Genomic DNA, 19,280 nt, shown 5'->3' with positions numbered 1-19,280 from the left:
GCCGTTCAGACACCGGGCGCTTCCTTTCCGACGCCCGCCTTGGGTGTCTCTGGAAACTGGATATCGTTGATAACATACAGCGCATTCAGATAGCGCATCGCCTTCACCATTTGGCGCGCCATGCGCCGGATGTGACTGTTTCGTTCCACGAGCTCGATCAGCCCCGAAACGGGCGAGCGCAACTCCGCCCCCGCAATCAATAGGGCCGACTTAACGTCATCGTACGAACTTTGCACCTGTTCCAAGAGCGCCTCGCAGCCCGCAAGGGAAAAATCTTTGATCTCCGGGTTGGTCAACCCGATCAAACGGACAACTTCCGCACGATAGTGGTTGAGGCTGTTTTGCAGCCCCTCATCGTCCACGATGACGGGTTTAGCCTGCGCCTTGGCCACCACCAACGCTTGATCCGCGCAGGCAAGCAGATGCTGCTCGGCGCGCAGCATCTTCGCCAGTTGTGCGGAAACTTCATCGGTCAGCCGCTCCCTTTCCAACCGGGTAATAAAATCGGCCACGGCGAGAGACAGTTTATCCATGATCATGCGGTCCTTCGCCATCTGTCTGTCCGGTCCGGACTCGGCGCTTAATGCCGCCAGGGCCATGCGCCGCGATATGGTCGCAATGCGCGATATTTCGAGCGTTAAGGCGTTTAAGGCCAACATCGGCGAGACGGTAACGGTCTTGTCCAAATATTTCGCTCGTCCCTCGATTTCCTCCAAGGTGACGAAGCGTCGTTCCAGAAATTTCGCCAATCTGCGGGTTGCGGGCCACATCAGCAGAACGCCGAGGACGTTGAACATGGTGTGAAACATGGCCAGGGTAACGGCCGGAATGTCTTCCAATCCCAGAAATTTTCCCGTGACTTTCACCACCCAAAATAGGATTGGAAGAATCAGCAACGCCACCACGCCCGTACCAATATTGAATATGATATGCGCCGCCGCTACGCGCTTGGCATTGGGGGTCGCGCCGATGACAGCCAATGCCGCCGTCGATGTCGTGCCGATATTGGCGCCGATCACCATGGAGGCCGCGGCGTGAAGGCTCAATATCCCGCCGGTGGCCGCCGTTAGAGTGATGGCGATCGCGGCGCTCGACGATTGGGTGAGCACGGTCATGAGAAAACCGATCCCCACAAACATCAACACCCCCGGAACGCCCTCGACAGTCAGCCGCTGTAAATCAATGCCAACCGCCAAGCCCTCGAAAGCTTGCCTAAGCACATCGATACCCATGAAGAACAAACCGAAACCCGCCAAAGCCGTACCAAACTGCGCACGCCGGCTGTCGCCGCCGGCGAGGCGCAATATCATGCCAACGCCGATTAACGGCAGAGCGAAAGTTTCCACCTTGATTTTGAAACCGATGACGGCCACCAACCAGCCGGTCATGGTCGTGCCGATATTGGCGCCAAAAACGACCCCCAACGCCTGGGGCATGGCGAGCAGGCCGGCATTGACAAAACCGATGATGGCGACCGTGACGGCGCTGGACGACTGAACGACGGCGGTCATCGACATTCCCGTGACAATGCCGTGACCCGGGGAACGGGTCCACTTTCCCAGCATATCGCGCAACGCATTTCCGGCGGCCAGCTTAAGCCCCTCGGTAATCATCGTGACCGCCAGCAGGAAAAGCCCCAGACCTCCTGCCAGAATGCCTAGGGTTACAATACCTTGCCCCATATCATTGCCCTCACAACAGGTTCGACAACAGCGTTGCGACGCCCAAGAAGACAACAAAACCGACCGCGCCGGCGACCGTCGTAAGGAAGATGGACGGCGACGGCGTGACCCTAGGCGTCAAAGCATTATCGGAATAATAACCCCGGCAAGGGGCTGCGGCCACCATGGCGGTAATTATGGCGGAGCCAATGATGAGCCGACATCGTTATGAGCCGACCGATTTTGAGCGATCTGTTTTATCGCCCCCTTGCCGCGGGACAAACCCCGTGGCGTCGCTCAACGCCGCAGAGACCTCCGTCACCGGCACTCCCTCTCTGGATCGAGAATTTCACACAGGGCGTCGAAAAAAAGATAACAATCCTTGATGTGACAATCGTTCAGAGTCTCCAGGCCGCTTAGATAACCTTCCAAACGATAGCCGATCGCGGAGACTGCGGGATAACCGAACGATCCTCCCATGCCTTTGATGGCGTGCGCCTGACGACGAACTTCGGCAAGGACCTCGTCCCCCGACCGCGCGCCGCCGGAGCACGCATCGAGAAGCCGCTTCAGGTTCTCCACCCGATCCAGCATGTCGGCGGCGAATTCCACCTTCAGGCGGGCAAGAATTTCACCCACATTCGGACTTCGCGTTGTCATGCATGCTCCCACGGTTGTTTTGGCCGTGCGGCGCGCGTCGGCGCAACCGGCGCACGGCGAGGTCCTCATCTATGTGGAGGCGGGGTGCGCTTTTTGCTACTTTTTAAATCCCACCGAACGGAGGAGACTTCGATCCGGGCGCGATGCGCGGCGCAAAAAAAAAGCCGGCTGAAAACCGGCTTTTTTTGTAACGGCGACGCGCCCGCTAATAGTCGAGAAAGCTGCGCAACTTGCGCGACCGCGAGGGATGCTTCAATTTACGTAGAGCCTTGGCCTCGATCTGGCGAATACGCTCGCGGGTTACGGAAAACTGCTGGCCGACTTCCTCCAACGTATGATCGGTGTTCATGCCGATGCCAAAGCGCATCCGCAAAACGCGTTCTTCGCGCGGGGTCAGCGACGCCAACACCCGGGTCGTGGTTTCGCGCAGGTTGGCCTGAATAGCCGCATCCAACGGCTGAACCGCGTTCTTGTCCTCGATGAAATCGCCGAGGTGGCTGTCTTCCTCATCGCCGATCGGCGTTTCCAGGGAGATCGGCTCCTTCGCGATTTTCAAAACCTTGCGCACTTTTTCCAGCGGCATCGACAGGCGCCCGGCCAGTTCTTCGGGCGTCGGCTCGCGGCCGATTTCGTGCAACATCTGGCGTGACGTACGCACCAGCTTATTGATCGTTTCGATCATGTGCACGGGAATGCGGATGGTGCGCGCCTGATCGGCGATGGAGCGGGTAATAGCTTGGCGAATCCACCACGTGGCGTAGGTCGAAAATTTATAACCCCGGCGGTATTCGAACTTATCGACCGCCTTCATCAGGCCGATGTTGCCTTCTTGAATAAGGTCGAGGAACTGCAGCCCACGGTTGGTATATTTTTTGGCGATCGAGATAACCAAACGCAGGTTGGCCTCGATCATTTCCTTTTTCGCCTTGCCCGCCTCACGTTCGCCCTTCTGCACGGTCGCGACGATGCGCCGCAATTCGCTGATCTGCAAACCGGCCTCGGTGGAAATGGCGGCGATATTCGCGCGGCAAGCGTCGATATCCGTCGAATTTTTTTCGACATAGCGACCCCAGGCCTTACTTAGTTTGGAAACTTTTTCCATCCAAACGGGGTCAAGCTCGTAGCCGTAATAGTGCTCCAGAAAATCTTCGCGCTTGACCCGCACCGCCACGGCCATGCGCAGCAATTTGCCTTCCAAGCTGACCAAGCGGCGGTTGAGGTCGTACAAGTGTTCGACCAGTTGTTCGATCCGCGCATTGTTCAGGTGTACGGTGTTGACCAACTCATACAATTCGTGGCGCAGTTTGTCGTAGCGTTTCTCTTGGGTCGGCTTGAGCGCCTCGCCCTGGCGCAAGGAATCGAGTCGGGTATTTTGCAACTTGTGCAATTTTTTATAGGTCTTGGCGATATTTTCGAAAGTCTCGACCACCGCCGGCGTCAGCTTCGCCTCCATCGCCGCCAGCGACATATTGTTCTCGCCGTCATCGTCATCGTCGCCGTCACCGTCGCCTTCTTCGGCATCTCCGCTTTCGTCATCGTCGTCGTTATCGGACGCCGGACGCCCCGCGGGGGCGGTATCGCCATCGCCCTCGTCATCGCCCGACGCGGGGGCGACGGTTTCGCCGTTCTCCGCGGCCACCGCGGCGACACTGTGATCGATCCCCGGACCGCCGCCGTAAGTCGCGTCAAGATCAATGATATCGCGCAACAGCATGGTGCCGCTAACCAGGGCGTCGTGCCAATCGACGATGGCGCGGATCGTCAGGGGGCTTTCGCAAACCCCGCCGATCATCATTTCCCGTCCGGCTTCGATCCTTTTGGCGATCGCAATTTCGCCCTCGCGAGACAACAGTTCAACCGAACCCATTTCGCGCAGATACATGCGTACCGGGTCGTCGGTGCGGCCCAGATCGCTTTCACCGACGTTGCCGCTGGCCCCGCCTTCCGCGGCGTCCTCGGCGGGCTTGTCCTCGTCGCCTCCGCTTGCGCCGTCTTCCTTTTCTTCGTTTTCGACGACGTTGATGCCCATTTCGGAGAGCATGCTCATGGTGTCCTCGATCTGGTCGGTCGAGACCTGGTCGGGCGGCAAGGCGTCATTGAGCTCGTCATAGGTGACGAAACCACGCTCCTTGCCGCGCTGAACCATTTTTTTTACGGCGGCATTAAGGGTGTCGAGCAAGGGGCTATCGCCACTTTCTTCCGTACTGCCCTTGGTTTCCGCGGTATTCGCTTTAGTCGCCATCGTATGCCCTGTTTCCCGAAAGTCTCTGGAAATGTCCCGGAATATGAAAGAGGGTGGCCTTACGGCCCGACCTCATCTGTATTTTTTCCCGCCAACATTCGCTCCTGGTCCTGCAAAACCCGCAAGCGCTCAAGGAGCTCGCCCGTCGCCTCTTGTCCAAGCAGGCGCACTATTTCTTGAATTTCCAACGTTACGCTCTTGTGTCTCAATAGCGCGTATGTCTTTTCCCAACCCTCTAGCGCCGTCGCCGTATCCGTCTGAGGACGGGCGAAAAAGGCATGCTCAAAAACCTGCTCTCCCAAAACGGAAGTCAGAATTTGATCGAAGCCGACACCCCTGAGGTGGCGCTCAAGACCCTTAGAGTCAAGGCTTTCGTCCTCGGATAGGCTCTTTAAGACGTCTTGACGAAGTTTGTCAAGCAAAGGCGAGGAAAAGGCCATGCTCCCCAAGCGCTCATCAACCACCTCGGCGATGTCGGGATGGTTGATAATGGTCGCGATCAGGATCATTTCGCGGCGCATAGTCAAATCCGTCTCGTCGTCGCCCCGGTGTCTCGCCGGCCCCGCTTGCGCCGAAACCGGACGTAACGGACGCGGGCCGTCGGTATTTTTTTCCCGCCACCGCCCCCCTTGTGTCGTGGGCCGTGTTCGCGCCATCGTCGCCGCGCCATCGATGCGCGGCCAAATTTTTTCCTTGAAGGCGCGAACGAAATGGCTGCGCACCGTGGCGTCCTGAATTTGCCGCGATAACGCTTCGAGGCGGCTTTGCAACGCCGCGCGCGCTTCCGGGGTTTGGGGGATCGCGCCGCCGCTTTCCAGAGTCCACAAGACCTCGGACAAAGGACGGGCCGCCGCCAGAACATCCCGCATCGCCTGGATGCCGCCCCGGCGCACCAGGCTGTCGGGGTCGTCCCCCTCGGGCAGCCAGGCAAAATGCAACCCGAAGCCGGGTCTCAAAATCGCCAAAACCCGCTCGGCGGCGCGCCGCGCCGCGCGTTTGCCCGCCGCATCGCCATCGAAGCATAAAATCGGATCGGGAGTGATTTTCCATAATTCATGAATTTGATCCTCGCCAAGCGCGGTGCCCAGCGGGGCGACGGCCCCCGTGAGGCCGGCCTGGGCAAGCGCGATGACGTCCATGTAGCCCTCGGTGACGACGACCGTGCCGTGGTTGCGCGCCCCGACACGCGCCTGAGGCAGGCCGTAAAGCACCCGGCCTTTGTGAAACAACTCGGTTTCCGGGGAATTGAGATATTTCGGCTCGCCCGGGGCGATCAGCCGACCACCGAAAGCGATGATCCGCTCACGGCGGTCCACGATCGGAAACATTACGCGCCCGCGAAAACGGTCATACGGCGCCCGCCCACTCTCCTCGGGGCGAATGATCAGGCCGGCGGCGACCATTTGATCTTCGCCGACCCCCTGGCGGATCAAGGCGTTTTTCAGGCCATCGCGGGAATCTGGGGCGAGCCCCAAACGGAAAGCCTTGATCGTCGCGTCGTCTAGGCCGCGCCCCTTAAAGTACGCCAACCCCGCCGCGCCCTGAGGGGCGCGCAGGCAGGCCTCGAAATAGGCGCAAGCGGCCTCCATCACATCGTAAAGAGTGGCGCGGCGGCGCGCGCGAAGACGTTCCTCGGGGCTGTCTTGGGGAACTTCCATCCCCGCTTCGCCTGCCAAACGCTCGACCGCCTCGGGGAAGCTCATGCCCTCGCTTTGCATCACGAAATCGATCGCGGAGCCATGCGCCCCACAACCGAAGCAATGATAGAAGCCTTTTTCTTCGTTGACCGTGAACGACGGTGTTTTTTCTTTATGAAACGGGCAAAGGCCGTGATGCTCGCGCCCCTTGCGCACCAGTTTGACGCGCCGCCCGATAATGTCGGCGAGACCTATTCGCAGGCGGAGTTCATCGAGAAATTGAGGCGAGAACGCCATGCATTTTGCTCTTTAATCCAGGAGTCAAACCCTAGGGTTTGACTGAGGCAAAAGGGTCCGCCGACAGGCGGGTTGTTTTGTCGAAGCAAATCAAACCCTATCAAAAAGACAACCTTGTGGAGCGACCCGACGTTTCGGGATCGAAAAGTCGGAGTCAATCCACGAAGCGTCTACCGGGCCACGAAGCGTCTACCGGGCCACGAAGCGTCTGCCGGGCCACGAGCCGTCTGCCGGTGTCACTCGCAAGCGGACCTCCTCGCAAGCGGACCTCAAGGATAAATCCCAGGCGGCATACCGGCCATGCGAAAAACACCCCCGCGCGAACATTCCACACGCCGAAACCTAACCGGCGAGGTGGGACTTCGCCATCACCGACGCCTTGGCGAAATCCATTTGCCCGGCGAACCGCTCTTTAAGCGCGGCCATCACCCGGCCCATGTCTTTGAGGCCTTGGGCCTCCAATTCCCCGATCACGCCGCGCACTGCGGCGTCGATTGCGTCCGCGTCCATTTGGGCCGGCAAAAAACTCTCGATCACCGCGATTTCGGCGGCTTCGCGTTCGGCGAGATCGGGCCGCCCGCCTTTTTCATACATCTCGATGCTGTCGCGACGCTGCTTGATCATAGACTGCAAAAGACCTAGGATTTCGTCGTCGCGGATGCCGTCTTGGTTGCCCTCGGAGCGCGCCGCGATATCCCGGTCTTTCAACGCCGCCTGAATCAGGCGAAGCGAAGACACCGCGATTTCCGCCTTCGCCTTCATCGCATCCTTCAGGGCGCCGGTAATCTTCTCACGAAGCATGAAATGTAATCCTCAAGATTTTTTGGAAGCGCAGAGATTACCGCAAACATTCCCAAAAAGCAATGATCATCTTTATAGTAACCAATTGTAATAAAACGATTTTTTTATAAATATCATGACTTGACGTTGGCGCGGCTTTCCCGTAGATACTGCCCGACCTTATTGCTTGCCGCGCCCGCGGACGGTAGGGTTAAGCCACAAGAACGCAACATCCGACGAAAAGGACCCCGGCTATGGCCAGATCCTCCTCCGTGCACGCGCAGACGGCAAAGGGAGGGATTCCCGTCGGAGAACGTTCTGACGAAGCGGCGAAGATGCCCTTCGAGGACGCCCGGCCCGAGGGGGCGAACGCCGCCCTGGTGCTTGATGACGGCAGCATTTATTGGGGCCGTGGCGCGGGGGCGTTCGGGGTCGCGATCGGCGAGGTCTGTTTCAACACGGCCATGACCGGATACCAGGAGGCGCTGTCCGACCCGTCGTTCGCAGGCCAGATCATCACCTTCACGTTTCCCCACATCGGCAACGTCGGCGCCAATCGCGAGGACGACGAAACCCAAAAACCAGCGGCGCGCGGGTGCATCCTGCGCGCCGACATCACCGATCCCGCCAGCTGGCGGGCCGGCATGCATTTCGACGCCTGGCTGAAAGAACACGACCTGGTGGCAATTTCCGGGGTCGATACGCGCAAGCTGACCCGACGTATCCGCGACGGCGGCGCGCCGAACGGCGTTATCATTCATCTGCCTCCGGAAGACGCCGACGGCGACATCGATCTTGCCGCGCTGCGCACCATGGCGCAAAACTGGCCCTCGCTGGAAGGCGCGGACCTCGCCAAGGAGGTCACCTGCGAGGCCCCCTACGCTTGGGAAGAGGGCGTTTGGGCCCTGGACCGCGGTTTCGCCCGCCCGCCCGCCGCGCGCCATCATGTGGTCGCCGTCGATTTCGGGGCCAAGCGCAACATTTTGCGCTGTCTGGCCAGCGCCGGGTGTCGCGTCACCGTGGTGCCGGCCGAGACCACCGCCGAGGATATCCTCGCGCTGGCGCCCGACGGCGTATTTCTGTCCAACGGGCCGGGCGACCCGGCGGCGACCGGAACCTACGCCGAGCCGATGATCCAGGGAATTTTAAAAAGCGGCCTGCCCCTATTCGGCATTTGCCTGGGCCATCAGATGCTGGCGCGGGCGCTGGGCGCGACCACCCGCAAGATGCACCTCGGCCACCGCGGCGCCAACCATCCGGTTCAGGACCTGTTGACCGGCAAGGTCGAGATTACCAGCCAGAACCACGGCTTCGTGGTTGACGACGCCAGCCTGCCCGAGGGCGTGACGCAAACGCATATCTCGCTGTTCGACCGTTCGTGCGAGGGTATCGCCCTTGACGGCAAGCCGGTCTTCTCGGTGCAGTACCACCCCGAGGCCAGCCCCGGTCCCCAGGACAGCCATTACCTTTTCGCGCGCTTCGTCGCCCTGATGGATAAAAAATAAATCATGCCCAAACGCACGGATATCCAAAGCATTCTCATCGTCGGCGCGGGGCCCATCGTGATCGGCCAGGCGTGCGAGTTTGATTATTCCGGCGCCCAGGCCTGCAAGGCGCTGCGCGAGGAAGGCTACCGGGTGATTTTAGTCAATTCCAACCCCGCAACGATCATGACCGATCCCGACATGGCGGACGCCACCTATGTCGAGCCGATCACCCGGGCGATGTTGGAAAAGGTGATCGCCAAGGAAAAACCCGACGCCATCTTGCCCACTATGGGCGGGCAAACGGCGCTGAACGCGGCGATGGAGCTGTCCGAGGGCGGGGTTTTGGAAAAATACGGCGTCGAGCTGATCGGCGCCAAGATCGACGCCATCGAAATGGCGGAGGATCGTCAGAAATTTCGCGACGCGATGGACCGCATCGGCCTCAAGAGCCCGCGCAGCACCGTCGCCCACACCCTGGAAGACGCCCGCAAGGCGCTGGACGAGATCGGCCTGCCCACCATCGTCCGCCCGTCGTTCACCATGGGCGGCAGCGGCGGCGGCATCGCTTACAACAAGGCGGAGTTCGAGCAGATCGTCGCCGGCGGCCTGTCGGCCTCGCCGGTCCACGAAGTGCTGATCGAACAATCGGTGCTGGGCTGGAAGGAATACGAGATGGAGGTCGTGCGCGACCGCGCCGACAACTGCATCATCATCTGTTCGATCGAAAATATCGACCCCATGGGCGTGCATACCGGCGACAGCATCACCGTCGCCCCGGCGCTGACCCTGACCGACAAGGAATACCAGGTGATGCGCAACGCCTCGATCGCGGTGTTGCGCGAGATCGGCGTCGATACCGGCGGCTCCAACGTGCAATTCGCGGTCAATCCCGACAACGGCGAATTGATCGTGATCGAGATGAACCCCCGGGTGTCGCGCTCGTCGGCCCTGGCGTCGAAGGCGACCGGCTTTCCGATCGCCAAGATCGCCGCCAAACTCGCCGTCGGCTATACCCTGGACGAGCTGGACAACGACATCACCGGGGGTCTCACTCCGGCGTCGTTCGAACCGACGATCGATTATGTCGTCACCAAGATTCCCCGCTTCACCTTCGAGAAATTCCCCGGCGCCGCGCCATTGCTGAGCACGGCGATGAAATCCGTCGGCGAGGCGATGGCGATCGGACGGACCTTCGCCGAATCCCTGCAAAAGGGTTTGCGTTCGCTGGAAACCGGCCTCACCGGCCTGAATGAAATCGAGATTCCCGGCGCCAAGGCCGACGGCGACGGCGCCGTGCACAAGGACGCCGTCATCGCCGCGCTGGCGGTCCCCAGCCCTGATCGCATCCTGGTCATCGCCCAGGCCTTCCGCCACGGCCTCGGTCTCGCCGAGATTCACGGCGCCTGCAAGTACGAACCATGGTTCCTCGCCCAGATCGCCGCCATCGTCGCCAAGGAAGACGAGATCCGTACCGGCGGTCTGCCGCTCGACGCCGTCGGCCTGACGCGGATCAAGGAAATGGGCTTTTCCGACGAGCGCATCGCCGAACTTCTCGGGATCGAAACCAAGGCGGTCGTCGCGCGGCGCAACCTGCTCGACGTTCACCCGGTCTATAAGCGCGTCGATACCTGCGGCGGCGAGTTCCCCTCCAAAACGCCGTACATGTATTCCAGCTACGAAGGTAACGGCGTCACCCCCGCCGATTGCGAGGCCGACGTCGGCGCGCGGCGCAAGGTCGTCATCCTGGGCGGCGGGCCGAACCGCATCGGTCAGGGGATCGAGTTCGACTACTGCTGCGTACACGCCGCCTACGCCCTGAAAGACATCGGGATCGAGGCGATCATGGTCAATTGCAACCCGGAGACCGTCTCGACCGATTACGACACTTCCGATCGCCTCTATTTCGAACCGCTGACCGGCGAGGACGTGATCGAGCTGATCCGCAAGGAACAGACCCGCGGCGAATTGCTCGGCGTGGTGGTTCAATTCGGCGGTCAGACGCCGCTGAAGCTGGCGAACGACCTTGAGCGCGCAGGTATCCCGATTTTGGGCACCTCGCCGGACGCCATCGACCTTGCCGAGGATCGCGAGCGATTTCAGGACCTGCTGCACCGGATCGACTTGCGCCAGCCCAAGAACGGCATCTCGCGCAGCGTCGCCGAAGCCGAAAAAGTCGCCGCCGAGATCGGCTATCCTCTGGTGGTGCGCCCGTCCTATGTCCTGGGCGGGCGGGCGATGGAAATTGTCCACGACCACACCGCCTTGATGCGCTACATCACCACCGCCGTGAAGGTGTCGGGCGACACCCCGGTGCTGCTCGATTCCTATCTGCAAGGTGCGATCGAGATCGATGTTGACGCCATCGCCGACGCCGGCGGCGACGTTTTTGTCGCCGGGATCATGCAACACATCGAGGAGGCCGGCATTCATTCCGGCGATTCGGCCTGTTCCCTGCCGCCCTATTCGCTGTCCCTCGATCTGATCGAGGAAATCAAGGCGCAAACCCGCGCCCTTGCCCGCGCCCTCAAGGTCCAGGGTCTGATGAACATCCAGTTCGCGATCCAAGGCGGCGACATTTATATCCTCGAGGTCAATCCACGCGCTTCGCGCACGGTGCCCTTCGTCGCCAAGGCGAGCGGCGTCCCTCTGGCCAAGATCGCCGCCCGCGTCATGGCCGGCGAGACGCTGGCCGCGTTCGACCTGAAGGAAGGCGCGCTGATGGACCGCGTCGCGGTGAAAGAAGCCGTCTTCCCCTTCGCGCGGTTCACCGGCGTGGATATCCTGCTCGGGCCGGAAATGAAATCCACCGGCGAGGTGATGGGCATCGACATCGATTTTCCACGCGCCTTCGCCAAGTCCCAACTGGGCGCGGGCGTGCGCCTGCCCGAAGAGGGAACCGTCTTCATTTCGGTCAAGGACGCCGACAAGGACGCGATCGTTCCGGTGGCGCGCAAATTGTTGACGCTGGGCTTCAAGATCATGGCGACTTCGGGCACCGCCAGACACCTCCAAGGCGCCGGCCTCAAGGTTGCGCACGTCAACAAAGTGTTGGAGGGGCGACCCCATTGCGTAGACGCGATCTTGTCGGGCGATGTCCATCTGGTCATCAACACCACCGAGGGCGCCCAAGCGATCGAGGACAGTTTCTCGATCCGCCGCTCGGCGTTAACCGACAACATTCCCCACTACACCACGATCGCCGGGGCCGATGCGGCGGCGGGCGCGATCGGCGCGCTGAAATCGGGAAGCCTTGATGTCACTCCCCTTCAAGGGTATGCTGACGCCTAGGACATAACTGTTCCAGATGCGGGCGGATCGGAGCTAAGCGCCCGGTATTTTTTAAAGTTTTTTCAGAACGTGACCGGCTTATCCGCGGGTTGCGGTCTGTTTTTTTGTTCCACGCACCACGATTTCTCGCGCACCGGGAAGTGGGACGCAAAGGAAAATCACGATGGATAAAATCCCGATGACGCTCGAAGGCCTGAAACGCCTGGAAAGCGAGTTGAAGAACCTTAAAGATGTCGAGCGCCCTGCGGTTATTCGCGCCATCGCCGAGGCCCGCGAACACGGCGATCTGTCGGAAAACGCCGAGTATCACGCCGCGCGCGAACGTCAAAGCTTCATCGAAGGGCGCATCGTCGAATTGGAAAGCATCGTCAGCCATGCCGACGTCATTGACCCATCGACAATGTCGGGCGATGTCGTGCGTTTCGGCGCCACCGTGATGCTCGCCGATGAAGACACCGATGAAGAATCGGCGTATCAAATCGTCGGCGCCCATGAAAGTGACCTTGCGCGCGGGCGCATTTCCGTCGGCTCGCCGATCGCGCGCGCCCTGATCGGCAAGCAACTCGGCGATTCGGTCGAGGTCCTCACTCCCGGCGGGCAAAAATCCTACGAGATCATCAAGGTCGATTACGTTTGAACCCGGCGGTCCTTGCGGCGGGCGACCATCCACGTCCTTTGTCGGGCGTGCTTGCGCATCTCGTACACGGGCTAAAATCCACCAAATCGGCATTTGCGATGCGTGCCCGGCGAGGGTAAGCTAACGACCGCGTTTTTCACGGAAGGGTAAGGTGAGCGTACCGATATGCACGTCTCGGATGAAGGACCTCTTTGGGATCGAATGCATCGCCGCCGCCGATTCGGGCCATGAGCGCGCCCGCCCGGCCCCGCTCGATCCCGGTTGCGCAGACGGCCTTGGAGCATCTTTCCGGGGCGAATGATGACGCGCCGTTGCGGGCCTTCTTAAAAACCTACCCCCTCCACGGCGCGCCGCCGGGAACGGTTCTTTTCGAGCAGGGCGCGCCGGCCGACCGCTTTTTTTTCATCTCCGACGGCCTGGTTGAAACCACCATGCGCACCCACTCGGGCGAGGATACCATCATCGACGCCACGGCGCGCGGCGCGATCATCGGCGGGCTTGCGGTCCTCGGCGGCGCCCACTACCCGGTCAGCGCCCAAACCGTCATCGAAACCCACTATGTCGGCGTCCCTGCAGACCTTTTCCTGGAGAAACTGCGCGACGACGACGCCTTGTTCCTCGATACCCTGGCGCAGGCGGTACACGCCGTCGAGCGCATCGTCGCGGCGACCGGGCGGTTGAAGCTCCAGTTATTATCGCAGCGAATCGCCGGCTATTTGCTCAGCCTATGTCCGGACCGCGCCGATGGCCCGGCGCGGGTCCACCTCCCCTTTTCCAAGCGATCGTGGGCGGCCCATTTGGGTGCGACGCCGCAAAGCTTGTCGCGGTCCTTGCGCCAGTTACAAAAATACGGCGTCACAGTGCGTTCCGGCGCCGTCATGATCGAAAACATCAAAGAAATTCGTGGCTTGTTCGAAGAGGAGGGCGGCATATGAGCGCCTCGCAAGACATGCCGTCGGATAGCGACATTCCATGCGGCGCGCCCTGTCTGCACGGTGACATCGACCTGGCGGCGATCCGCGACGCCCCGCTGTTGCGCGCGGTCCCCGACGACGAGGTCAATCGCCTGCTCGCCCGTGCCCATTGCCGCGATCATCCCGCGGGACATCTGGTCTTTTCCAAAGGCGATAAGATCGACCATTTCTACCTGATCGTATCGGGCAGGGTGAAGCTATTCAACGTCACCCCGAAAGGCAAACAGGCGATCTTAAAGGTCTTCGAAGCGGGCGAGCATATCGCCCTGATCGCCCTGTTTTCGCGCACCGCCTATCCGGCGTCGTGCGAAACCCTGGAGCCGACCCGCCTGATGGGGGTATCGTACCAAGCGCTGAAACAATGTCTGCGCGATTCTCCGGGAATCGGTCGCTTCCTAATCGGCGCCTTGGTCCACCGGGAAAGCGAAATGCTGGCCCAACTGGCCGAAATTAAAACCAAGACCGTGATACAACAATTGGGCGGCTTTCTCATGGGACTGATCGATGCCGCCGACGGCCCCGCCGAGGTCACCCTGCCGTATGCGCGCAAGGAGCTGGCGGCGCAACTGGCCATCGCGCCGGAAAATTTGTCGCGCGCCTTCGCCAAGCTCGCGCAATATGGCGTTCAGGCCCACGGCTCCCGGGTCGAGATCGCCGACGTCGCGACCCTACGCGCGCTCTATCGCGACCGCGCATAAATCCATCGACGGGCCCGCCTTGGTCCTCGCGCGCGCCAATCCACCCCTCCTTGTGCGCCAGAATACCCAAGTAAAAAAATCGGATAAAATTACCCATCGTCATTTAGCCCCTTACGGGTGCGTGATAGACCTGATCCATCCGGACTGTTCGCCATTGGCTCAAGGTCTCGCCGTGGGCGAAAAGGGGGTCCGGGAACTCCTGAAAAAACGAGGAGCTCATGAGCGAAAGATTAACCAAAAACGCCGCGAGGAACATCTTCTTCGGCGGCACCATTTTCTTCCTGGTGATTTTCATCGCCCTGGTCGCCAATTCCGTCTTTTATGCGACCGGCGCGTCTTCCCATCACTCGGAAATCACCCCAAGCATCGCCCTGGGCAAGCGGGTATGGGAACGCAACGCCTGCATCGATTGTCACACCATTTTGGGCGAGGGGGCTTATTTCGCCCCCGAACTGGGTAACGTCTGGGCGCGCTACGGCGGTTTCGACGATCCCCAGGGCGCGCGCGAGGGCATTATCGGCTGGATCAAAAACCAGCCCACCGGCATCGAGGGACGCCGTCAAATGCCGCACTTCAATCTCAGCGACAAAGAATTGAACGGGCTGGTCGATTTCTTCGAATGGACCAACAAAATCAACACCCAACACTGGCCGCCCAACGACGCCGGCTGAGGACATGTGACCAAAAGGACAAGCTATGAAATATCCATCCCAAAAAGTCGCACTGTATTATTTCTCCGGGGCGCTGGTTTTGTTCATCGCACAGGTGTTGGGCGGGCTTCTGGCCGGCACCGTTTACGTGATTCCCAATCTACTGGCGGACATCGTGCCCTTTAACGTGATCCGCATGATCCACACCAACGCCTTGATCGTCTGGTTGTTGATGGGTTTCATGGGGGGAACCTATTACCTGTTACCCGAAGAAACGGAAAACGATCTCTATAGCACCAAACTGGCGATCGTTCAGTTTTGGCTGTTTCTGTTCGCCGGACTGGCCGCCGTCATCGGCTACCTGTTCGGCATCCACGAAGGGCGCGAATTTCTCGAGCAGCCCTTGTGGGTCAAGTTGGCGATCGTCGTCGTCGCCTTAATGTTCATGTTCAACTGCACCATGACCCTGTTGCGCGGCCGTAAAACCGCCGTCGCCAACGTTCTCCTGTTGGGCCTTTGGGGGATTACGGTGTTCTTCCTGTTCGCCTTCTACAACCCCACCGATCTCGTCCTCGACAAGATGTTCTGGTGGTTCGTGGTCCACTTGTGGGTCGAAGGCGTGTGGGAATTGGTGATGGCGGCGATGCTCGCCTTCTTGATGATCAAGATGACCGGCGTCGATCGCGAAGTGGTCGAAAAGTGGCTCTACGTCATCGTCGGATTATCCCTGTTCACCGGCATTCTCGGCACCGGACACCATTACTACTGGATCGGCACGCCGGGCTATTGGCAGTGGATCGGCAGCGTTTTCTCGACGCTGGAGGTTCTTCCCTTCTTCGCCATGGTGGTGTTCACCTTCTACATGGTTTGGAAGGGGGGGCGCGATCATCCCAACAAGGCCGCCCTGCTGTGGGCGCTGGGTTGTTCGGTGACGGCGTTTTTCGGAGCCGGGGTATGGGGCTTTATGCACACCTTGGCGCCGATCAATTATTACAGCCATGGCACCCAGGTCACGGCGGCGCACGGGCATCTGGCGTTTTACGGCGCTTATGTGATGCTCAATATCGCCATGTTCACCTACGCCCTGCCTTATCTGCGCCATCGCGCACCCTATAAGCAGGTCCTCAATATGTGGGCTTTCTGGGTGGTCACCGGGGCGATGTTCTTCATGACCTTCGCCTTGACCTTCGCCGGGGTCGTGCAAATCCAGCTGCAACGGGTGATGGGCGAATACTACATGGATGTCCAGGACCAACTCGGTATCTTTTTCTGGATGCGCTTAGGCGCGGGGGCCGTGGTGGTCGTTGGCGTCCTGATCTTGGTCTATGCCCTGCTCGTGGCCGACAAGGAAGCCCCCCAGCAGGCTTAAAAACCGTCTTTTCCATGTCGTCGCCCTGTGACATGGAAATAACTCGGCGGGCGGGATCGCCGCCATCGCGCGCGGCAATCTCGCCCGTTTTTTTCCCGCCCCGTAAAAATAATAAGCCGAGACAATCGTCGGCCTCGCGGAAGGAACCTCATTGATGAAGCCCCATCCCATCGAAAACGCTCCGCAAGAAATTCCGTACTACCGCCCCGTCGCCAACGAATGCGACCTGTTCGAACACGCGTTCAATCACCGTCTGGCGCTGTTGTTGAAAGGTCCCACGGGATGCGGCAAGACGCGCCTCGTCGCCCACATGGCGGCGCGCCTGGGACGACCGTTGTATACCGTATCGTGCCATGACGACTTGACCGCCGCGGACCTCACCGGGCGTTATCTTCTGCGCGGGGGGGAAACGGTGTGGTGCGACGGCCCGCTGACCCGCGCCGTGCGCACCGGCGGCATTTGTTATCTGGACGAGGTCGTCGAAGCGCGCAAAGACGTCACCGTGGTGCTCCACCCGCTGACCGACGATCGGCGTATTTTGCCGTTGGAACGGTCCGGCGAAACCTTGGTCGCACCCGACGATTTCATGCTGGTGGTCTCCTACAACCCCGGCTATCAGCAAATGATGAAGGCGCTCAAGCCGAGCACGCGTCAGAGGTTCCTCGCGATCACCTTTGATTTTCCCGCCTTCGACGACGAGGTTGCCATCGTCGCGCGCGAGAGCGGCCTCGCGGTCGAACAATGCGCCCCGCTGGTCCGCCTCGCCGCCCGTCTGCGCGCCATGAAGGGCCAGGATTTGGACGAAGGCGTATCGACCCGGTTGTTGATTTATTGCGCCACCTTGGTGCATTCGGGCATGCCCCTGGAGAACGCCGTCCTCGCCGCCATGATCGAACCGCTAAGTGACGAAGCCGACGTCAAGGAAGGTCTCCTCGAAGTCGTTCGCGTGACTTTGGGCTAATGGGAGCGCTATCGTCATGGGACTGTCCACGATCATGCAATTGCTCGAGGTCGAGGAGCAGGCCGGGCGCTATTGGCACCGCCTGGTGGGCGACGTCGCAAGCTATCCCAAATATTCCGACTGCGCCGTGCGCCTGGAAGATATCCGCGTTCAATTGGGCGTTTTCTTTCGCGCCCTGGGCGGTGCGCCGGGGGTCGCCCTAACGGCGGGTTCTCAACATACATCGACCCACCGCCTAACCTTTCTACAGCGCCTGGGCGCCGCCGCCGAGAGGATGGAACAGGCCCGTTTCGACGGTGAAACCTTGATGCTGCCCATCGAAATTGATCTTTTCCCGACGGCGGCGCTTAACCGCGACGCCTATTTCTGGCTGACCGCGTTTTTCACCGCCACATCCGTCGCCGCGGGCGACGTCCCCGAAACCGGCGTCCCGGACACCCCTCTACATCGAGACATCCGCCGCCTTCGCCGCGCCCACGACGCCACACGCACCGTGCTCGGCGAAATTCCCGGTCTTCGCGCCCGCTACCGCCGCCTGTGCGATGGCGTGCTGGCGGCGCGCCCCCAACGTAATTTACCCCCGGTGGAGGCCGCCGTGGAGGCGACCGTCGCCTACATGCTGGACGCGGGCGATCCGACCGCGCTGCTCGACCGCCTGGCGCAGGAAACAGCCCCTCGTGGATATCGGCCGTTCTTGCCGGTCCCACTTTGGGGTATCCCTTCGTCGCGCCGAGAGCAGAGCCGAGCGCAATCCCGGGACGACCCCGCCGCGGGCGGCGAGGGCGAGGGCGACGCGCGACGTCACAAGGCCCAACGCAAAACGCAAGATCAGGCGCAGCGTGACGATCCTATGATCCTCAACAACATGGAAAAAATCCTTTCTCTGGCGGAAATGGTCAACGTCAACCGGGCGATCGACGATGACGATCCCGATCAGGCGAAAAAGGCCGCCGACGATCTCGACGAACTGACCCTGTCCGAGCACAAGAGACGCGCCGCCAGCAAAATCAAGCTGGACCTCGACCTGCCGCCGGACGCCATCGACACGACCCGTCTGAAAGCCGCCGTGACCTATCCCGAGTGGGATTACCGTAGCGCCCGCCTGATGGCCGACCACTGCCGGGTGATCACCGCCACGGCCGAGGAAAATGACGACCTTTGGAAGCCCGACGGGGAAACCCGACGACGCATCCGGCGCATCGCCCGCCAGTTCGAGGCCCTGCGCCCACGCCGAGAAACCTGTTACCGACAGAACGACGGCGACGAATTGGACATGGACGCCCTTGTGCGCGCGCGCTGCGATCTGGCGGCGCGCGGAGAGGGATCGGACCGCATCTATACCAACGTTCGCCAGACGACCCGCGACCTGGCGGTGGCGATCTTGGTCGATGTTTCGCTATCGACCGACAGCTGGGTCGAAAACCGCCGAGTCTTGGATATCGAAAAGGAAGCCCTCAGTATTTTCGCCGCCGGCCTGAACGCCAGCCGTGACGATAACGCCATGTACACGTTCACCTCACGCCGGCGCGATTATGTGCGTATCAGCGAGCTTAAGGGGTTCGATGAGCCGTTCGGCCCCCGAGTGGGACGACGCATCGCCGGCCTGAAGCCGGGCTATTACACGCGCATGGGCGCGGCCATCCGCCATGTCGCCAAGCAGTTGGAGAAACGCGAAAATCGCCATCGCCTGTTGCTGGTGTTGACCGACGGAAAACCCAACGATATCGACCATTACGAGGGACGTTACGGCCTTGAGGATACGCGCATGGCGATCCGCGAGGCGCGGCGCGCGGGAAACGCCGTCTTCGGCGTCACCATCGACCACAAGGCGCGCGCGTATTTTCCCTTTCTTTTCGGCTCGGGGTCGTACCACATCGTCGGGCACGCCGCCAAGATCGCCCAGGCCCTGCCCAAAATTTACGCCCAGTTGGTGAATTGA

The 19,280-nt window shown here is 60.7% G+C and carries 14 protein-coding genes; 9 read left to right on the top strand and 5 right to left on the bottom strand.

Annotated elements, in window-relative coordinates:
* Window positions 1-5: 5 nt before the first annotated feature.
* The 5 genes from P3M64_RS10125 to P3M64_RS10105 form a co-directional block, all read right to left on the bottom strand.
* Window positions 6-1,682 (bottom strand): Na/Pi cotransporter family protein, encoded by a 1,677-nt coding sequence (locus P3M64_RS10125; RefSeq protein WP_132937462.1) that lies wholly within the window; start codon window positions 1,680-1,682, stop codon window positions 6-8.
* A gap of 297 nt (window positions 1,683-1,979) precedes the next feature.
* Window positions 1,980-2,321, bottom strand: a complete 342-nt coding sequence (locus tag P3M64_RS10120; RefSeq protein ID WP_165886185.1) for an Hpt domain-containing protein — start codon at window positions 2,319-2,321, stop codon at window positions 1,980-1,982.
* 205 nt (window positions 2,322-2,526) lie between these two features.
* Window positions 2,527-4,563 carry an RNA polymerase sigma factor RpoD gene (rpoD, locus tag P3M64_RS10115; protein WP_132937464.1) on the bottom strand — a complete coding sequence of 679 codons (2,037 nt, stop codon included), beginning with the start codon at window positions 4,561-4,563 and terminating at the stop codon, window positions 2,527-2,529.
* A 59-nt stretch (window positions 4,564-4,622) separates the two neighbouring features.
* On the bottom strand, window positions 4,623-6,497 hold the full coding sequence (gene dnaG / locus P3M64_RS10110) for a DNA primase (RefSeq protein ID WP_132937465.1): 1,875 nt from the start codon (window positions 6,495-6,497) through the stop codon (window positions 4,623-4,625).
* 342 nt (window positions 6,498-6,839) lie between these two features.
* On the bottom strand, window positions 6,840-7,298 hold the full coding sequence (locus tag P3M64_RS10105) for a GatB/YqeY domain-containing protein (protein WP_132937466.1): 459 nt from the start codon (window positions 7,296-7,298) through the stop codon (window positions 6,840-6,842).
* Window positions 7,299-7,612: 314 nt separating this feature from the next.
* Between P3M64_RS10105 and carA the strand changes: the two genes are divergently transcribed.
* The 9 genes from carA to P3M64_RS10060 all read left to right on the top strand — a co-directional run bounded on the left by carA (window position 7,613) and on the right by P3M64_RS10060 (window position 19,280).
* Window positions 7,613-8,782, top strand: a complete 1,170-nt coding sequence (gene carA, locus P3M64_RS10100; RefSeq protein ID WP_132937886.1) for a glutamine-hydrolyzing carbamoyl-phosphate synthase small subunit — start codon at window positions 7,613-7,615, stop codon at window positions 8,780-8,782.
* A 3-nt stretch (window positions 8,783-8,785) separates the two neighbouring features.
* Window positions 8,786-12,052, top strand: coding sequence for a carbamoyl-phosphate synthase large subunit (gene carB, locus P3M64_RS10095; protein WP_132937467.1), 3,267 nt, complete (start codon window positions 8,786-8,788; stop codon window positions 12,050-12,052).
* Between the two features lie 163 nt (window positions 12,053-12,215).
* Window positions 12,216-12,689 carry a transcription elongation factor GreA gene (gene greA, locus P3M64_RS10090; protein WP_132937468.1) on the top strand — a complete coding sequence of 158 codons (474 nt, stop codon included), beginning with the start codon at window positions 12,216-12,218 and terminating at the stop codon, window positions 12,687-12,689.
* A gap of 227 nt (window positions 12,690-12,916) precedes the next feature.
* On the top strand, window positions 12,917-13,624 hold the full coding sequence (locus P3M64_RS10085; RefSeq protein WP_132937469.1) for a Crp/Fnr family transcriptional regulator: 708 nt from the start codon (window positions 12,917-12,919) through the stop codon (window positions 13,622-13,624).
* Window positions 13,621-14,361: a Crp/Fnr family transcriptional regulator gene (locus P3M64_RS10080; protein ID WP_132937470.1), complete on the top strand. Its 741-nt coding sequence runs from the start codon at window positions 13,621-13,623 to the stop codon at window positions 14,359-14,361. The genes P3M64_RS10085 and P3M64_RS10080 overlap by 4 nt, the downstream gene beginning before the upstream one ends.
* Before the next feature lie 218 nt (window positions 14,362-14,579).
* On the top strand, window positions 14,580-15,032 hold the full coding sequence (locus tag P3M64_RS10075; protein WP_132937471.1) for a c-type cytochrome: 453 nt from the start codon (window positions 14,580-14,582) through the stop codon (window positions 15,030-15,032).
* Between the two features lie 25 nt (window positions 15,033-15,057).
* Window positions 15,058-16,380, top strand: a complete 1,323-nt coding sequence (locus P3M64_RS10070) for a cbb3-type cytochrome c oxidase subunit I (protein ID WP_132937472.1) — start codon at window positions 15,058-15,060, stop codon at window positions 16,378-16,380.
* Between the two features lie 154 nt (window positions 16,381-16,534).
* Window positions 16,535-17,341: a CbbQ/NirQ/NorQ/GpvN family protein gene (locus tag P3M64_RS10065; RefSeq protein ID WP_132937473.1), complete on the top strand. Its 807-nt coding sequence runs from the start codon at window positions 16,535-16,537 to the stop codon at window positions 17,339-17,341.
* A 16-nt stretch (window positions 17,342-17,357) separates the two neighbouring features.
* Window positions 17,358-19,280, top strand: a complete 1,923-nt coding sequence (locus tag P3M64_RS10060; protein ID WP_243644651.1) for a nitric oxide reductase activation protein NorD — start codon at window positions 17,358-17,360, stop codon at window positions 19,278-19,280.

This window comes from Varunaivibrio sulfuroxidans (assembly GCF_029318635.1).
In the GTDB taxonomy this organism is placed as follows: Bacteria; Pseudomonadota; Alphaproteobacteria; order Rhodospirillales; family Magnetovibrionaceae; genus Varunaivibrio; species Varunaivibrio sulfuroxidans.
Note: the sequence above shows the minus strand (reverse complement) of the source record. Positions and strands in the feature narration are given on the sequence as shown.

Bases quoted from the DNA above. Each gene is read 5' to 3' on its own strand.
- P3M64_RS10075 (WP_132937471.1), top strand. From the start codon at position 14,580: ATGAGCGAAAGATTAACCAAAAACGCCGCGAGGAACATCTTCTTCGGC.
- dnaG (WP_132937465.1), bottom strand. From the start codon at position 6,497: ATGGCGTTCTCGCCTCAATTTCTCGATGAACTCCGCCTGCGAATAGGT.
- rpoD (WP_132937464.1), bottom strand. From the start codon at position 4,563: ATGGCGACTAAAGCGAATACCGCGGAAACCAAGGGCAGTACGGAAGAA.
- P3M64_RS10080 (WP_132937470.1), top strand. From the start codon at position 13,621: ATGAGCGCCTCGCAAGACATGCCGTCGGATAGCGACATTCCATGCGGC.
- greA (WP_132937468.1), top strand. From the start codon at position 12,216: ATGGATAAAATCCCGATGACGCTCGAAGGCCTGAAACGCCTGGAAAGC.
- P3M64_RS10085 (WP_132937469.1), top strand. From the start codon at position 12,917: ATGAGCGCGCCCGCCCGGCCCCGCTCGATCCCGGTTGCGCAGACGGCC.
- carA (WP_132937886.1), top strand. From the start codon at position 7,613: ATGCCCTTCGAGGACGCCCGGCCCGAGGGGGCGAACGCCGCCCTGGTG.
- P3M64_RS10070 (WP_132937472.1), top strand. From the start codon at position 15,058: ATGAAATATCCATCCCAAAAAGTCGCACTGTATTATTTCTCCGGGGCG.
- carB (WP_132937467.1), top strand. From the start codon at position 8,786: ATGCCCAAACGCACGGATATCCAAAGCATTCTCATCGTCGGCGCGGGG.
- P3M64_RS10120 (WP_165886185.1), bottom strand. From the start codon at position 2,321: ATGACAACGCGAAGTCCGAATGTGGGTGAAATTCTTGCCCGCCTGAAG.
- P3M64_RS10125 (WP_132937462.1), bottom strand. From the start codon at position 1,682: ATGGGGCAAGGTATTGTAACCCTAGGCATTCTGGCAGGAGGTCTGGGG.
- P3M64_RS10105 (WP_132937466.1), bottom strand. From the start codon at position 7,298: ATGCTTCGTGAGAAGATTACCGGCGCCCTGAAGGATGCGATGAAGGCG.
- P3M64_RS10060 (WP_243644651.1), top strand. From the start codon at position 17,358: ATGGGACTGTCCACGATCATGCAATTGCTCGAGGTCGAGGAGCAGGCC.
- P3M64_RS10065 (WP_132937473.1), top strand. From the start codon at position 16,535: ATGAAGCCCCATCCCATCGAAAACGCTCCGCAAGAAATTCCGTACTAC.